Origin of the sequence: Actinoplanes subtropicus (assembly GCF_000721705.1) — a bacterium.
Lineage (GTDB): Bacteria > Actinomycetota > Actinomycetes > Mycobacteriales > Micromonosporaceae > Actinoplanes > Actinoplanes subtropicus.
Genome location: NZ_JOJL01000029.1, coordinates 56,127 through 71,182, shown reverse-complemented (window position 1 = coordinate 71,182; position 15,056 = coordinate 56,127). Strand labels below are relative to the sequence as shown.

The following is a 15,056-nucleotide window of genomic DNA, read 5'->3' as shown; positions in this document are numbered from 1 at the left end:
ACTCCCGGTATGCCCGACCGATCCCCGCTCACTCACGTTGACGAGACCGGCGCCGCGCGCATGGTCGACGTTTCCGCAAAAGACATCTCCGCTCGGCGCGCGACAGCGGCCGGCCGCGTGGCCACCACCCCGGAGGTCATCGCTCTGCTACGCGCGGATGGCCTGCCCAAGGGTGATGCGCTCGCCGTCGCCCGGCTCGCTGGGATCATGGGTGCGAAGCGAACTCCCGATCTGATTCCTCTCTGCCACCCGATTGGCCTGCATGGCGTCGTGATCGACCTCGAGCTCACCGACAGTGCCGTCGAGATCACCGCGATCACCAAGACCGCCGACCGTACCGGTGTGGAGATGGAGGCGTTGACTGCCGTCGCGACCGCCGGCCTCGCCATGATTGACATGATCAAGGCGGTGGACCCGGCGGCGAGCATCGAGAACGTCCGGGTCCTTCGTAAGGAGGGCGGGAAGACCGGCGATTGGGTACGCCCGGAGGACCGTCGATGAGGGCCCGAGTGATCGTCGCCAGCAACCGGGCGGCGAGCGGGGTATATGCCGATACGAGCGGTCCGCGCCTGGTCATCGGCCTGCGGGAGCTCGGCTGCGAGGTCGCTGACCCGGTCGTGGTCCCGGACGGCGAGCCGGTCGCCGAGGCCCTGCGCGCGGCCGTCGCCGAGGGGATCGACGTGGTCCTGACCAGCGGCGGAACGGGGGTGACCCCGACCGACCGGACCCCGGAGGCGACCCGTGGCGTGCTCGACTTCGAGATCCCGGGCATCGCCGAGGCGATCAGGGCATACAGCCGCGACAGGGTGCCGGCGGCCGCCCTCTCCCGAGGGCTCGCGGGAGTCGCCGGGCGTACGCTAATTGTGAATTTGCCCGGTTCGTCCGGTGGGGCCAAGGATGGCCTGGCGGTGCTGAAACCCCTGCTCAAGCACACGGTCGACCAGATCAACGGCGGTGACCACCCGCGGACGGGCTAGCCCGCGAGGACTGTACTCGGAGGATTAGGCACCGAGTCCTAGACGGATGGTGCAAAACTCGACAACGGCGATCTTCCACATGGTGGGACGCTGCCTAGCCGGGCACCTAGCGGCGGCCGCCGGGGGTGACGCCGGATACGCTCCAACGGTGAGTGTTGACGCGACTCCGGTCGACTGGGAACAAGCGCGCGCCCTCGCGTACGAGGCGGGCCGCCAAGCCGCCGGGCCGGCCGAGCTGATCTCGCTGCCCGAGGCGGACGGCCGCACGCTCGCCGAGCCGTTGCGCGCGCTCACCGACCTGCCTGCCTTCGCCACCTCGAGCATCGACGGCTGGGCGGTGCGCGGCCCACAGCCATGGCGCGTCGTCGGCCGTGTCCTCGCCGGCGGCATCGCCCCCGCGCTCGACGAGGAGGGCGCCTGCGTCGAGATCGCGACCGGCGCGATGGTGCCGGCCGGTGCGACCGCGCTGGTCCGCGTCGAGGAATCGACCCGCGACGGCGCCGGCCTGGTCCGCGGCGAGCCCCGGGCGCTGCCCGACTGGCGGCTGCCCGGCGAGGAGGCGGCCAAGGACGAGGAGCTGCTGCCGGCCGGCACCGCGGTCGACCCGGCGGTGATCGGCGTCGCCGCGACGTGCGGCTACGAGACGCTGAGCGTGCTACCGCGGCCGCGCGCCGGGGTGCTGGTCTTCGGCGACGAGCTGCTCACCGCGGGCACGCCGGGCGCCGGCCGGGTGCGTGACTCGCTCGGCCCGCAGGTGCCGGGCTGGCTGCGCCGGTGCGGCGCCACCGTCGAGCCGGCCGCGGTGGCCGGGCCGGTCCGCGACACGCTGCCCGCCCACCTCGAGGCGGTACACGGCGCCCTCGCCGCCGCCGATCTGGTCTGCACCACCGGCGGCACCATGCACGGCCCGGTCGACCACCTGCACCCCACGCTGGCCGAGCTCGGCGCCGAGTATGTGGTGAACACCGTCGCCGTCCGCCCCGGCTTCCCGATGCTGCTCGCCCGCGTCCCGGGCCCGGAGGGTCGTCCCCGGTTCCTGGCCGGCCTGCCCGGGAACCCGCAGTCCGCCGTGATCGCCCTGATCACCCTGGTCGCCCCGCTGCTGGCCGGCCTGCAGGGCCGGCCAGCGCCGAGCCTGACCCGGGTCGAGGCCGGCGCGGCGGTGCCCGGGCGCGGCGGGTTCACGCATCTGGCTCTGGCCCGCCTCGACCGCGACGGCCGGATCGCGACGCCGGTCGGCCACGTCGGCTCGGCGATGCTGCGCGGTCTGTCCAATGCGCACGGTTTCGTGGTCGTTCGCCCGGGTAGCACGGCCGCGGCGGGCGACCTGGTGCCGTTCCTGCCGTTGCCGTTGCTCGCCGGGGAGCGGCCATGATCGCGCCAGCCGCGTCAGTCGCCGGAGAGCGAGCCGCACGTCGGGCCGGAGAACGGCCCGACGTGCGAGCCGTGGAGCGACCGAACCTAGCCGAGGGGCGCCGATGACCGGGATCGTTGTCACCGCGCAGGTGCTGGACGTGCCGCTCGACCTGGCGGCCCACGAGAAGGCGGTCGTCGAGACGCGCGCCGGGGCGGTCGTTTCCTTCCAGGGCGTCGTGCGCGATCACGACGGCGGCCGGGGGGTGACGCTGCTCGAGTACGAGGGCCACCCCACCGCCGAGAAGATCCTGCGCGAGGTGGCGGCCGAGATTGCCGCCGACCCAGAGGTGTACGCGGTCGCCGTGTCCCACCGGATCGGCACGCTGGCGATCGGCGACGTCGCCCTGGTGGCGTCGGTGAGCACGGCGCATCGGGCGGCGGCGTTCGCGGCGTGCGCCCGGCTGGTCGACGAGGTGAAGGCCCGCCTGCCGATCTGGAAGCGTCAGGTCTTCACCGACGGCACCGAAGAGTGGGTCAACTGCCCGTAGACGTGGCGGCCCGCTCGTCATCGACCGCGCGGGCCGGGAATGGCCGGCACCCGCTGGATCGGGGGCACCCGCCGAGCCGGCACCGCCGGTGCCACCCCCGGCCGCCACGGCAGGGCGTTGAGCAGCAGGATCAGGGCGAACGCATAGCCGTTCCACCCGGTCGTCCACCGTGGATCGACCACCACCAGCAGGTAGACCAGGCCGGCGGCGAGGGCGAACCCGATCCCCGGAAAGCGCCGCGCCCGCGGCCGCCGAGCGGTGACCTTCCGCCGGGCCGCCGCGTCCACGAGGATCAGGACCGCAGGCAGGATCCACATCATCTCGTGGATCCGGGTCACCGGCCCGACCGCCGCGCCCGCCAGCCCCACCAGCGTGAACGCGGCGATCTCGTCTCCGTCGGCGTGGGCCGACCGGGCCCGGATCATCCCGACCGCCACCAGCAGCCCGGCGAACGACAGCCAGATCAGCACCGGCGTGCTCGCCGAGTTGTAGAGCCGGGCCAGCACCCCGGCCAGCGACTGGTTGAGCGGATCGGCCAGCGACGCCGATCGGCGCAGGAACCGGCCGGGCGCGATCACCGCCGCCGCGCCGAGCAGGGTGACCGCGGTGCCGAGTGCGGTCAGCGCGGCCCGCCACTGCCGGGTCACCGCGTAGTAGACGATGAACAGGCACGGGCCGAAGGCGAGCGCGGTGGCGATCCCGGTGCCTACGCCGGCCCACGCGCCGGTGGCCCAGCCCCGGCGCAGCAGGGCCAGCAGCCGGCCGCCGGGGGCGGGGCGCGGCAGATCCGGCAGCCGGCCACCGGGGGTGCGGCGCGGCAGGCCCAGCAGCTGGCCCCCGGGGGTGCGGCGCGGCAGGCCCAGCAACTGGCCGCGAGGGCCGCGGCCGCCGGGGCCACGGGAGGCAGGGGCGCGGGAGGCGGGCGGCCCGGCCCACCACGCCGCTCGGCTGCGCGCCCACGCCGAGCGGCGCAGCGCCACCACGTCGGCGCTGATCAGGCCGAAGAGGAGGAGATCCAGGCAGCCGAGGCCGAGCGTGGCCCGCACCGGCGCGACCGGGAGGGCCAGGCCGGCCGCGGCGAGGACGGCCCAGAAGCGGGACTTGCCGTACCGGCGGGCGATCGGGCCGACCAGGGCGATCAGGGCCAGGCCCAGCGCGGTCACGCCGGTCAGCGCGAGCAGCAGTCCGGCGAACGGGACGGGCAGCCGGGCCAGGGGAGCGAGCAGCAGCGCGGCCGGGCCGGAGGCGTGCCAATTGGCGGCGACGGTGCTCATCCCGTACGCCTGCTGCAGTCTGATGATCGCTAGGCCGGCGGCGATGCCGCCCAGAACGACCACCACGGACCTTGTGTGCTTCGCCGGCATGGCGCGACCCCCGTCGCTCTCGAAGGCGCAGACCAGCCCGCGCGGCCCTCGATCGCTTTAACGCAGGGATCGCTTCAAGGTCACCCAGGAAGCTTTCGAGCTATTGCGGCGGACCTGGTGGCGATCTTGGCCTCGCGCTTAGCCGCCTTCGCCGCACGCTTCACGGCCCGCTGCGAGCGGCCGACCGCGTGCGTCGTGCGGTAGTGCAGGCTCGGCCGGCCCTCGGTGTCGGCCGCGGCGATCAGCAGGCCGCCGAGCAGGCCGAGGTTCTTGAGCAGCGAGGTCGGCATGTCGCCGCGCTCGACCATGGTGGTCGGCACCAGGCCGGCGGCGAGCAGCGCGGCGGCCGGGCGGGTGAAATGCCCGGTGGCGAGCGCGAGACCGGCCGCCACGTCGGTCGCCGCCTTGGCCCGCACGATCGTGCGCGGGTCGGTCGGGATGCGCGGGTCCAGCTTCTCCAGCATCGGGCCGACCTTGTCGAGCACCGCGCGCGCCGTCTCGACCTTGGCCTCCGGACTGATCAGATGGCGGACGCCGTCGACCACGAAGATCGAGGCGAGCATGGCACGGGCCGCGGTGCGTACGGGTCTCATGAAATTGGTTATACCCGCCGAGCGGGCCTCATACCGGCTGGGTACGCAGGTATCGGCCGAAGTGCGGCACCGTGAACGCGACCGTGCCCCGCTCGCCCGAATAGATCAGACCCTTCTTGATCAGGGCGTCCCGGGCTGGGGAGAGGCTGGCCGGCTTGCGGCCGAGCGCGGTGGCGATGTCGGCGGTGGGCACCGCGGCGTCCATGTCGTTGTCCGGATCGCCGGAGAGCGTGGCCATCGCCCGCATGTACTCGCGCTCGGCCGGGGTGGCCCGCTCGAAGCGCGAGCCGAAGAAGCCGACCGCGAGCTCGGCCTCCGCCTCGGGCGCGGCGACCCGCACGTCGGCGTCGGTGACCGGGGACTGCGGGGCGTGATCCCAGGTGGCTTTCCCGTACGCCTGGACGAAGTACGGATAGCCGCCCGACTTCTCGTAGAGCAGGTCCAGCGCCTTCGCCTCGTACTCCACCTCCTCGCGGGCGGCCGGCGCGCTGAGCGCCAGATCGGCCGAGACCCGGTCGAGGCGGTCGATCCGCTGGTAGCGGAAGAGCCGCTCGGAATAGGACTTGGCCGCGGACAGCACGGCCGGCAGGTGCGGCAGGCCCGCGCCCACCACGATCAGCGGCGCGCCGAGCTGGGACAGCTCGTGGCAGGCGGCGCACAGCGCGGAGACGTCGGCCGGCCCCAGATCCTGCATCTCGTCGATGAACAGGGCGATGCCGGTGCCGACGTCGGTGGCGATCGAGGCCGCGTCGGTGAACAGCTCGACCAGGTCGATCTCGATGTCGCCGGAGTCGGCCCGGCCGCGGGCCGGCGGCACGTCGATGCCGGGGGACCAGCGGTCGCGAATCTTACCGTTCGGGTCGTTGACCCGCAGCGCGAACGCCTTGAGCACGGCGAGCACCTCGTCCACCCGATCGGGGTCGCGGTGGTGCGGCGCGAGCTCGCGGATGGCCATGTGCAGGGCGGCCGAGACCGGGCGGCGCAGCGACTGGTCGGGGCGGGCCTCGATCTTGCCGGTGCCCCAGAGCCGGCCGATCGCGGCCGAGCGCAGCGTGTTGAGCAGCACCGTCTTGCCGACGCCGCGCAGGCCGGTGAGGACCAGGCTGCGCTCGGGGCGGCCGCGGGCGACCCGCTCGAGCACCACGTCGAAGGCGTCCAGCTCGCGGCCTCGCCCGGCCAGCTCGGGCGGGCGCTGCCCGGCGCCGGGCGCGTACGGATTCCTCACCGGATCCACGATTGCACCGTATCGGGTCGTCTAGCGAAATAGCTAGAGTCCGCTAGCGAAACCTCGCGAGTGTCTTCTACCGGAATCTAGCCTCTGAGCAAGAAAGCGCTAGAGCGTCTTATGCTCCTTGAGGCAGAGCACGAAGTCCAGGTCGTCGAGCGGGCTGTCGTAGAAGTACCACTTCGTGTAGCCCGGCACCTTCGAGCACTTGGCCTCGGCGTCCTTCTCCCCCGTGGTCTTGCCGTCGATGCGCTTGAGCACCTCGTACGTGCCCGACGTGCAGGCGGTCGCGCGCATCTCGGGCTGGTCGTCGGTGCCCTGGTTGACCACGCAGTCGCCCTGTTTCACGTAGAACCGGGCGTCCTCGCTGCCCAGCGGCGCCGGGCCGGGGTTGGTGGCCGCGTCCGACGGGCTCGGCGAGGCCTTCGGCTTGTCGGCGCGCTCCTTCAGCAGCCAGGCGGTGGTGCCGAGGCCGACGCAGATCAGCACGCCGAGGGTGATCACGAGCGCGATGATCGGGGTGTTCCGCTTCGGGGGCGCCGGCACCGGCTGGCCCCACATCGACTCGGACGAATGCCCTAGGGGCTGCTGCGGAATGGATGACGACTGGCCGCCCCACGACGGTTCCGGCGGCACGGCCGCGCCCTGGTCACTCCAGGGGTCGGCGGGCTCGGTATACGGCTCGTCGGAGTTCCCGTGCGACCATGGCGGGCCGGAATGGGGGCCATTTTGCGACATGGAAGGTTTCCTCCGGGTGCGGTCAGACGCTGTCTGCCACGTTAGCGTGCGGGGGTGTGGCAAACCCGCACGGAATCGCCGCTGCTGTCGGCAACACGACGCCCGCCGGGCGGGTTCGGCGGCTACGGTCCACGGTCGTGTCGCCACTCCTCGTGATCTTCGCGGCCGGCTTCGGCGCGTCGTCCGCCGCGTTCCTGCCCCGGCTCGCCCACCGTCTCGCGGTCGGCTACGCCGACCAGCCTCGCCGACACTGCGCGGATTGCTTGCGGCCGTTTCCCCCGGGCTTGCCAGGGTGGGTACGGGCGGGGCCGGCGTGCCCGTGCTCCGGGAGTGCGGCCGGTGCCGTTCTCGCCGGCGGGGCGGTGGCCGCGGTGCTGGCGGTCGCGATCGGGCCGTCGCCGCTGCTGCCGGTCTATCTGGTGGCGGCCGTTCCGGGAGTGCTGCTCGCGGTGATCGACCTGCGCTGCCTGCGGCTGCCCGATCGACTGGTCGGTGCGGTGGCGCTGCTGGCCGGTGTGCCGTTGGCCCTGCTGCGCCCGGAGCGGGTCGGGCCCGCGGTCCTGGCTGCGGGGACGGTGCTCACGGCGTACGCAATCCTGGTTCTGCTCGGTGGTCTTGGGCTCGGTGACCTGAAGCTGGCCGCCGTGCTCGCGTTGATCCTGGGATTCGCCGGCTGGCCGGCGGTGGTCGTCGGCGTGCTCACACCCCACCTGATCAATGGGCCGATCGCGCTGTTCCTGCTGGTCAGCGGCCGGCGAAAGGAGCTGCCGTTCGGTCCGGCGCTGCTGATCGGGGCGCTGCTCGCGCTCACAGCAGCCTGAGCTGGCGATCCTTCGGACGGGCCGGGACGGTGTCGCCGAGGCGCTCGAACAAGCCCGAGTCGATCGCGTCGAGGAACGGTGTCGGGCTCTGCTCGCGCTCGCTGCCGTGCCGGAACCGGCGCGCGGCATGGCTGAGGTAGAGGCGATCCTGGGCGCGGGTGAGGCCGACGAAGAAGAGGCGGCGCTCCTCGGCGATCTCGTCGTCCGCCGGCGCCGAACCCGGCCAGCGCATCGGCAGCAGGCCGTCCTCGCAGCCGACCAGGAAGACCACCGGGAACTCGAGGCCCTTGGCGGCGTGCAGGGTGAGCAGGTTGACCGCCTCGGCCCGCGGGTCGAGCGCGTCCACCTCGGCGCCGGTCTCGATCTCCTGCAGCAGGCGGGGGAGGTCGTCGCTCGGATCTTCGCTGCTCAGGCGCTGGGCCAGCGGCGTGAGCAGGTCGGCGGCGGTCCAGATGTCCTCGGGGGCCAGCTGCTCGGCGTCCAGGGTCGGCGCGGCGAAGCGCTGGGCGAGCACCTGCGCGGTCAACTTCACCCGGGCGGCGAGCGAGCCGCCCAGGCCGCCGGCGTGCCGCAGCTCGCGGGCGATGACCCGCACGCCGGCCCGGTCGCGCAGCCGGTTGTGCGAGCGCTTCTGCACCGGCACGCCGGCCCGGGAGAGCGCCTCGACGATCGGGCCGGACTGGGCGTCGGTGCGGTAGAGGACCGCGATGTCCGAGAAGGACAGATTGCCGGCGGTGGCCGAGCGGGAGTCGATCCGGCCCGAATCCAGCGAGCGGTGGGACAGGCCGCCGACCAGCTCGTCGATCGTGCGGACCACGAAGTCGGCCTCGTCGGCGACGCTCGCGGCCGGATAGCGGCCGACCAGCGCGGCCTCGGGGTCGAGCCGGGCCGGGTCCAGCCGGCGGCCACTGACCAGTGAGGACGGTGCGATGGCCTGTACGGCGGCGGCCAGGATCGGGGCGCTCGACCGGTAGTTGCGGGTCAGGCGGACCAGGCGGGCGTCGACGAAGTCCTCGTTGAAGCGCAGGAAGTACTTCACGTCGGCGCCACGGAACGAGTAGATGGCCTGGTCGGGGTCGCCGATCGCGCACAGGTTGCCGTCCGCCGGGCTGAGCAGCCGCAGCAGCTCGTACTGGACCTCGTCGACGTCCTGATACTCGTCCACGAAGATCCACTGCCACTGCTTGCGGTACCTCTCGACCAGCGCGGGCTCGTCGCGCAGCAGCTCGACCGGCATCTTGATCAAATCGTCGAGGTCGACGAGATCCTGCTGCCTCAGGAGCTTGCGGTACGCGAAGTCGTCGTCCCCGGCCTGGTCGCGGGCTTCCTTCTGCTCGTGCTCCTCGGCGATGCGCCAGTTCGGCCCCAGGCCGGCCGCCTTGGCGTTCTCCTTGAGGATGGTCAGGCCAACCGAGTGGAAGGTGCCGACGGTGATGTCCTCGGCGCCGTCGCCGAGCAGGGCGTCCAGGCGTTCGCGCAGTTCGGCGGCGGCCCGGCGGGTGAAGGTGATCGCCAGGCAGCGGTGCGGGAAGACGCCCAGTTCGGCGCAGAGGTAGGCGATACGGTGGGTCAGGGTGCGGGTCTTGCCGGTGCCGGGGCCGGCGACGATCAGCAGGGGGCCGCCGGGGGCGCTTGCCGCCACCCGTTGCATGGCGTCCAGGCGGTCGAGCAGGCCCGTTCCTACTTCTTCCATTCCGGCGAGCATCGGCTCGAATGGTTCGTGCGGGCTTGCCGGGGGCGCGATCGGCGGGGCCTTCTTCGGCTCCCTGACCGGTTTGACCACCTTTTTCGCGATATTTGCTGGTTTCTCTGGCTGGCGCTGCTGGGGGACCTCGAACAAGGCCACGTCGAACAGCGTCTCGGTCTGGGCCGGGCCCGATTTGTGCTTGAGCTCGCTGGGGTCGAACAGGGAGATAACGCCATATTCGCCGTCATAGCCGGGGACCCGGCGGACATCGCCGCGGCGAAGCCGAGTGATCGCCTCCTGGAGGTCGTCCCCGCCGGCCTGCCCGATCTCGGCGAGCGTCACCTTCCGCAGGATGTCCAGCTCCGAGCCGAGCGTGGCGACCAGGTGGTTGATCTGGGCCTCGACCGTCTTCGACTTCGGCCCGACGCCGTTGATCTCGCCGAGCACCTCGTGCAGCTGGATCAGGTGCTCGACGTGACCGTCCCGGTGGTAGCCGACCGGCCGGTCCGCGAGGTCCTCGACCCGGCTCAACACGCCCACGGTCAGCGGCTTGCCGCACTCGGGGCAGCGGCCGCCGGCCTCCCGGGTGCGCTCCGGCTCCCAGTTGACCCCGCAGACCCGGTGCCCGTCGGCGTGGTACTTGCCCTCCTCCGGGAAGAACTCGAGCGTGCCCTTGAGCGTCGTGCCGTTCTTGACGGCCTCGTAGTCGGGCACGCCGGTGAAGAGCGTCGCCTCCCGGGCCAGCGCGGCCGGCGAGTGTGCGTCCGAGTTCGAGACCAGCCGGTAACGGTCCAGGCTGGACACTCGCCAGTTCATCTCCGGGTCCGAGGAGAGACCGGTCTCCACGGCGGTGATGTGCTCGGCGAGATCGGCGTAGCAGTCGGCGATCGCGTCGAAGCCGGACTTCGAGCCGAGCGCCGAGAACCAAGGTGTCCAGATGTGCGCGGGGACCAGGTAACCGCCCGCCTCGAGGGTGATCTCCAGCAGGTCGCGGGAGTCGAGCCCGAGGATCGGGCGGCCGTCGGCGGTCAGGTTGCCGATGCGGCCCAGCGCGGTGTTGAAGCGGGCCGCCGCCGCGAAATCCGGCATGTAGATGAGGTGGTGCACCTTGCGGGTGCGGTCGTCTCGCTTGTAGATCGTCGAGATCTCGACGCTCAGCATGAACTTCACTTTTTCCGCCGCCTGCAGCGATCCCGGCAGACGGTTGGTCACCTCGTCCTCGTCCCGGTACCGGAACAGGCCCGCGGCGTCCTCGACCAGGCTCTCCTTGAGATGGTCGAACCACGCGGGATGGGTGAAGTCGCCGGTGCCGAGCAGGGCGATGCCCTTGCGGCGGGCCCACCAGGCCAGGTTGGGGAGCGTCAGATCACGGCTGCAGGCGCGGGAGAACCGGGAGTGGATGTGCAGATCCGCGACGTATGTGTCCGCGGCGACCGAGGACCCTGCGTTCTCCGAGGGCACGCGCTGCATCCTGTCATGCCCTCCGGTTCCGCTACCAATCGCCACGCGCCGTTTTTCACACCGCCCGCAATTCGATGACCGTGACCTGCGGGGGCGCGCCGACCCGTACCGGCGGGCCCCAGGTGCCGGCGCCGTTGGTCACGAAGACCGGGACGCCGTCCACGTCGCCGTAGCCGGAGACGACGGGTTGTTGCAGCCCGACCACCAGGTTGAAGGGTGCCATCTGGCCGCCGTGGGTGTGCCCGGAAACCTGGAGATCGACTCCGAACGGGGCGGCCTGGCGGGCGGCGACGGGCTGGTGGGCCATCAGCACGACGGGCCGGGTGGTGTCCCGATCGCCCAACGCCTTGGCGAAGTCGGGGGCATCGCCGTACTGCGTGCCGCCGAGGTCGTTGACGCCGGCGAGATCCAGTCCGTTGATCTCGACGCGTTCGTTTCGCAGGGGCCGGACGCCCAGTTGCGCGACCTCCTCCACCCAGGGCGCATAGCCCGAGTAGTACTCGTGATTCCCGGTCACGAAATACGCCCCATACCGCGACTCGATGTCGGCCAGCGGTGTCGCGAACCGCCCCAGCTCCGCCACCGTCCCGTCAACCAGATCACCGACGACGCACACCATGTCCGCCTTCACCGAATTGATCAGGTCAACGATCCGCCCGACGTGATGCGTCCCCGCCAGCGGCCCCAGGTGGATATCGGAGACGACGACCAGCCGCGTCCCGTCCATGCCGCGCGGCAGCTTCCGCATGGGCATGGCCCACCGGTTGATCTGCGGCGGCCCCAGAGCGGTCTTCACCCCGTACCCCGTGACGCCGGCGGCGGTCAGCCCGGCAAAGATCGCGATCCCCCGCGCCAGCACGAGCCGGCGCTCAACCCCGCCGTCCGCCTCGCTCTGGTCGTTGCCGACCTTTTCGGCCGTACGTCTCCGCGTGCGCCACAAGAGCAGGATGGCCGCCCGTGGGATCTCCAGCGGAATCAGCGTCACCAGCAGGTAGAACATCAGGGCCAGCCACAGGTAGCCCGGCCAAGCCAGCCACTCCGCGTACCCTCGGGCCCCGATCAGCGTGGCCGGCACCAGCACGGCCAGCCCGACCGCCACGACACCGCCGACCCGCCGGGCCCACCCGGGGCGCAGCGGGTCTCGCACGAGTCGCTTCCACAGATAGAAATGGACGAGCCCGACCACGACAAGGATCAGCCCAAGGAGCGCGAGCAACACCGCCGGGCTCAGCCGCCCGCGAACGGCGGCAGCACGTCCACCGTCACGTCGGCCGGCAGCGGCGCCTCGCGGTCGTGGCAGGCCAGCCCGTCCACGAGGAAGCTGGCCGACTTCAACACCAGCCCCAACCGCTCCCCGTGCCGATCGGTCAGCAGTTGCACCAGTTCCACGAGCGACCCGGCCTCCGCCCCCTCGGTGGACACCCCGCCCGCGGCGGCCCGCGCCCCCGCGAAGAGCCGCACGGTGATCACATCAGCCTCCGATCGCCGACATCGGTCGAGCCGGCTGCAAGAAGCTTGGATCATCGATGCCGTGCCCCGCCCGCTTACCCCGCATCGCCACCCGCCAGGCCTCCGCGATCTCCGCATCCGACGCCCCGGCGCGCAGCAGTTTGCGCAGGTCGCTCTCCTCGGTGGCGAACAGGCAGTTGCGGATCTGGCCGTCCGCCGTGAGCCTGGTGCGGTCGCAGTCGCCGCAGAAAGGCCTGGTCACGCTGGCGATGACGCCCACTCGGGCCGGCTCACCGGCCGCGTCCACGTGCCCGGGCACGAGCCAGGTCTCGGCCGGCGCGGTTCCACGTGAAACAGGATCGGCCTCCAGACCGAACGGCTCCAACGCCGCCAGAATCTCGTCGGCCGTGACCATCGTGTGCCGGTCCCACTGGTGCTGGGCGTCGAGCGGCATCTGCTCGATGAACCGCAGCTGGTAGCCGTAGGTCAACGCGTACTTCAGCAGCTCGGGCGCCTCGTCCTCGTTGATGCCGCGCATCAGCACCGTGTTGACTTTGACCGGCGTCAGCCCCGCCGAGGCCGCCGCCTCCAGGCCCCGCAACACGTCATCCAGCCGATCGCGCCTGGTGAGCGCCCGGAACCGCTCCGGATCCAGCGTGTCCAGCGACACGTTGATCCGGTCGAGCCCGGCATCGCGAAGCTCCTCGGCGATCCGCTCCAGCCCGATGCCATTGGTGGTCAGCATCAACCGGGGCCGCGGCTCTAACCGGGCGGCCGCCGCAACGATCTCGAGCAGCCCGCGCCGCAGCAGCGGCTCGCCGCCGGTGAACCGCACCTCCTGGATGCCCAGCCGCTCCACCCCGATGCGGATGAGCCGGCCCACCTCGTCGTCGGTGAGCTGCTCCTCCCGGGGCAGCCAGGCCAGCCCCTCCGCCGGCATGCAATAGGTGCAGCGCAGATTGCATTTATCGGTCAGCGACACCCGCAGATCGGTAGCGATCCGCCCAAATCGATCAACGAGCCCAGTCACGAGCGCCTCCTCACGCCCGGGGCCGATCTCGCCATCTCGTTCATGCTCCGAATCTAGTCGTTTCCGCCCGGCAGTGCCCGCGCCGATATCGCCCTGTGGACAACGCGTGGGGCCGAGATGATCGCGTGAAACTGGTTGGCCAGAATCCTGCGTGGGCGGGAGGGTGATGTCATGGCGACGTTCGACGAGCTGGTGGCCGAGGGGTCGACGGTCCCGGTCGAGGGGTGGGACTTCTCGTGGTTCGCCGGGCGGGCCACCGAGGAACGGCCGTCCTGGGGTTATGCGCGACTATTGGGCGAGCGGATGGCCACCGCCCGACGCGCGCTGGACCTGCAGACCGGCGGCGGCGAGGTGCTCGCCACCATCCCGCGGGCGCCCGAGGTGCTGGTCGCCACCGAGGGTTGGCCGGCCAACGCCGCGCTGGCCCGCGAGCGGCTGGCCCCACTCGGCGGTCGAGTGGTCGAGCTGGGTGAGGACGACCCCCTGCCCTTCCCGGACGGCGACTTCGACCTGGTGACCAGCCGCCACCCGGTCACGGTCCACTGGGACGAGGTGGCCCGCGTCCTCGCTCCCGGCGGCACCTATCTCGCGCAGCACGTCGGCGCCGGGTCCCTGCGCGAGCTGATCGACTTCATGATGGGCCCGCAGAAGGTCGGCCGCGCCCGCGACCCCGAGCTCGCCCGCGAAGCCGCAACCGCCGCCGGCCTCGACGTGACGGATCTGCGCAGCGAAGCCCTACGCATCGAGTTCTTCGACGTGGCGGCCGTCATCGTCTTCCTGCGCAAGGTCATCTGGACCGTCCCGGGCTTCACCGTCGCGGCCTACCGTGACCGCCTCCAGGCCCTGCACGACCAGATCGAGCGCAAGGGACCGTTCGTAGCCCACTCCCAGCGCTTCCTCATCAGTGGTCGACGGCTGCTTAGGTGATCGCTCGGAGTGCTGATTTGGCGGCCGTTGTCACCTCGCTTCGGTAGGCGGCGCCGAACGCCGCGGCGTGCACTAGTAAGAGGTGTAGCTGGTGCAGGGGGACGCGGGCGCACCAGCCGTCGGTCAGCGGGTGCACCTCTTGGTAGGCGGCCAGGATGCGATCCAGGTAGGGGGCGCCGCCGAACAGGGCCAGCTCCGCCAGGTCGGTCTCCCGGTGGGCGCCCTGCGCTGCCGGGTCGATCAGGTAGGCCCTCGTCGTCGACCACAGGATGTTGCCGGGCCAGAGGTCACCGTGGGTGCGGCTCGGCGGCTCCGGATCGGGATGGGTGTCGAGCGCGGCCACCAGCCGCTCCAGCAGCGCCACGTCATCCGAGGTCAGCACGCCCCGGTCGGCGGAGAGCCGGACGAACGGCAGCAGCCGCCGCGCGGCGAACCACCGGCCCCACGGCCCCGGATCTGGCGTGTTGTCCATCGGGAGCGGGCCGATGTAGCCGGGCCACGGCGCCCCGAAGCTCTCCGCGCCGGACCGATGCAGGGCGGCCAGGTCGCGGCCCAGGCGCTCCGCGGACTCGGGGGTGGGAGACGCCTCGTCCAGCCATTCGGTGGCCAGCATCTGGGGCAGGCCGACGATCAGCTCGGGGACCGGGGCACCCGCCTCGGCCAGCCAGCGCAGGCCGGCAGCCTCGGCCTCGTAGAAATCCGCAGGTGGATCGCCCTGTGGCCAGGTTTTCGCGAAGACCGAGGTGCCGTCGTCCAGGGTCAGGCGGCTCGCGGCGGAGACGCTGCCGCCGCCCACCGGGGTTTCGCGGATCCGCTGGTGCGTGAGAAATGTCGGGAGATGCTCGGGGTGCGCGCGTAAGTACGCCTGGTCCACGGGGTT

At 71.9% G+C, this 15,056-nt stretch carries 15 protein-coding genes; 6 read left to right on the top strand and 9 right to left on the bottom strand.

Annotated features, from left to right (window positions below):
• Positions 1-9 precede the first annotated feature (9 nt).
• From moaC to IH26_RS0136430, 4 genes are all read left to right on the top strand, one after another.
• Positions 10-501 (top strand): cyclic pyranopterin monophosphate synthase MoaC, encoded by a 492-nt coding sequence (gene moaC / locus IH26_RS0136445; protein WP_030440831.1) that lies wholly within the window; start codon positions 10-12, stop codon positions 499-501.
• Complete coding sequence (locus IH26_RS0136440) at positions 498-977, top strand: MogA/MoaB family molybdenum cofactor biosynthesis protein (protein ID WP_030440830.1); 480 nt, start codon at positions 498-500, stop codon at positions 975-977. The genes moaC and IH26_RS0136440 overlap by 4 nt, the downstream gene beginning before the upstream one ends.
• A 148-nt stretch (positions 978-1,125) precedes the next feature.
• On the top strand, positions 1,126-2,352 hold the full coding sequence (locus tag IH26_RS0136435; protein ID WP_030440829.1) for a molybdopterin molybdotransferase MoeA: 1,227 nt from the start codon (positions 1,126-1,128) through the stop codon (positions 2,350-2,352).
• Between the two features lie 103 nt (positions 2,353-2,455).
• Positions 2,456-2,881 (top strand): molybdenum cofactor biosynthesis protein MoaE, encoded by a 426-nt coding sequence (locus tag IH26_RS0136430; protein ID WP_030440828.1) that lies wholly within the window; start codon positions 2,456-2,458, stop codon positions 2,879-2,881.
• 17 nt (positions 2,882-2,898) lie between these two features.
• On the opposite strand, the gene IH26_RS0136425 is transcribed toward IH26_RS0136430, so the two are convergent.
• From IH26_RS0136425 to IH26_RS0136410, 4 genes are all read right to left on the bottom strand, one after another.
• Entirely contained in the window at positions 2,899-4,221 is a 1,323-nt protein-coding gene (locus IH26_RS0136425; protein WP_051809181.1) for a glycosyltransferase 87 family protein, read from the bottom strand.
• Positions 4,222-4,325: 104 nt separating this feature from the next.
• On the bottom strand, positions 4,326-4,838 hold the full coding sequence (locus IH26_RS0136420; protein ID WP_030440826.1) for a DoxX family membrane protein: 513 nt from the start codon (positions 4,836-4,838) through the stop codon (positions 4,326-4,328).
• Between the two features lie 28 nt (positions 4,839-4,866).
• Positions 4,867-6,072 (bottom strand): ATP-binding protein, encoded by a 1,206-nt coding sequence (locus tag IH26_RS0136415; protein WP_030440825.1) that lies wholly within the window; start codon positions 6,070-6,072, stop codon positions 4,867-4,869.
• A 99-nt stretch (positions 6,073-6,171) separates the two neighbouring features.
• The gene (locus IH26_RS0136410; RefSeq protein WP_245665823.1) at positions 6,172-6,801 is read right to left on the bottom strand and encodes an LppU/SCO3897 family protein; all 630 of its coding nucleotides are present in this window, start codon (positions 6,799-6,801) and stop codon (positions 6,172-6,174) included.
• Positions 6,802-6,938: 137 nt separating this feature from the next.
• Between IH26_RS0136410 and IH26_RS54420 the strand changes: the two genes are divergently transcribed.
• Entirely contained in the window at positions 6,939-7,622 is a 684-nt protein-coding gene (locus IH26_RS54420; protein WP_034216706.1) for a prepilin peptidase, read from the top strand.
• Here the strand turns inward: IH26_RS54420 and IH26_RS0136400 are convergent.
• The 4 genes from IH26_RS0136400 to moaA are packed head-to-tail and all read right to left on the bottom strand — an operon-like array spanning position 7,609 to position 13,249.
• Positions 7,609-10,779 (bottom strand): UvrD-helicase domain-containing protein, encoded by a 3,171-nt coding sequence (locus IH26_RS0136400; protein ID WP_030440822.1) that lies wholly within the window; start codon positions 10,777-10,779, stop codon positions 7,609-7,611. The genes IH26_RS54420 and IH26_RS0136400 overlap by 14 nt on opposite strands.
• A 46-nt stretch (positions 10,780-10,825) precedes the next feature.
• Positions 10,826-11,986 carry a metallophosphoesterase gene (locus tag IH26_RS0136395; RefSeq protein ID WP_030440821.1) on the bottom strand — a complete coding sequence of 387 codons (1,161 nt, stop codon included), beginning with the start codon at positions 11,984-11,986 and terminating at the stop codon, positions 10,826-10,828.
• An 11-nt stretch (positions 11,987-11,997) separates the two neighbouring features.
• Positions 11,998-12,294, bottom strand: a complete 297-nt coding sequence (locus tag IH26_RS0136390) for a MoaD/ThiS family protein (RefSeq protein WP_051809179.1) — start codon at positions 12,292-12,294, stop codon at positions 11,998-12,000.
• Positions 12,242-13,249 (bottom strand): GTP 3',8-cyclase MoaA, encoded by a 1,008-nt coding sequence (moaA, locus tag IH26_RS0136385; protein WP_030440819.1) that lies wholly within the window; start codon positions 13,247-13,249, stop codon positions 12,242-12,244. Before moaA ends, IH26_RS0136390 begins: the two co-directional genes overlap by 53 nt.
• Positions 13,250-13,420: 171 nt before the next feature.
• Between moaA and IH26_RS0136380 the strand changes: the two genes are divergently transcribed.
• Positions 13,421-14,176, top strand: a complete 756-nt coding sequence (locus tag IH26_RS0136380; protein ID WP_030440818.1) for a class I SAM-dependent methyltransferase — start codon at positions 13,421-13,423, stop codon at positions 14,174-14,176.
• Here IH26_RS0136380 and IH26_RS0136375 read toward each other — a convergent pair.
• Positions 14,169-15,050 carry a fructosamine kinase family protein gene (locus IH26_RS0136375; RefSeq protein ID WP_030440817.1) on the bottom strand — a complete coding sequence of 294 codons (882 nt, stop codon included), beginning with the start codon at positions 15,048-15,050 and terminating at the stop codon, positions 14,169-14,171. The genes IH26_RS0136380 and IH26_RS0136375 overlap by 8 nt on opposite strands.
• Between the last annotated feature and the right edge of the window lie 6 nt (positions 15,051-15,056).

Excerpts from the sequence above, each read along its gene's own strand:
- moaC (WP_030440831.1), top strand. The coding sequence starts at position 10 with ATGCCCGACCGATCCCCGCTCACTCACGTTGACGAGACCGGCGCCGCG.
- IH26_RS0136440 (WP_030440830.1), top strand. The coding sequence starts at position 498 with ATGAGGGCCCGAGTGATCGTCGCCAGCAACCGGGCGGCGAGCGGGGTA.
- IH26_RS0136430 (WP_030440828.1), top strand. The coding sequence starts at position 2,456 with ATGACCGGGATCGTTGTCACCGCGCAGGTGCTGGACGTGCCGCTCGAC.
- IH26_RS0136420 (WP_030440826.1), bottom strand. The coding sequence starts at position 4,838 with ATGAGACCCGTACGCACCGCGGCCCGTGCCATGCTCGCCTCGATCTTC.
- IH26_RS0136410 (WP_245665823.1), bottom strand. The coding sequence starts at position 6,801 with ATGTCGCAAAATGGCCCCCATTCCGGCCCGCCATGGTCGCACGGGAAC.
- IH26_RS0136400 (WP_030440822.1), bottom strand. The coding sequence starts at position 10,779 with ATGCAGCGCGTGCCCTCGGAGAACGCAGGGTCCTCGGTCGCCGCGGAC.
- IH26_RS0136390 (WP_051809179.1), bottom strand. The coding sequence starts at position 12,294 with ATGATCCAAGCTTCTTGCAGCCGGCTCGACCGATGTCGGCGATCGGAG.
- IH26_RS0136380 (WP_030440818.1), top strand. The coding sequence starts at position 13,421 with ATGGCGACGTTCGACGAGCTGGTGGCCGAGGGGTCGACGGTCCCGGTC.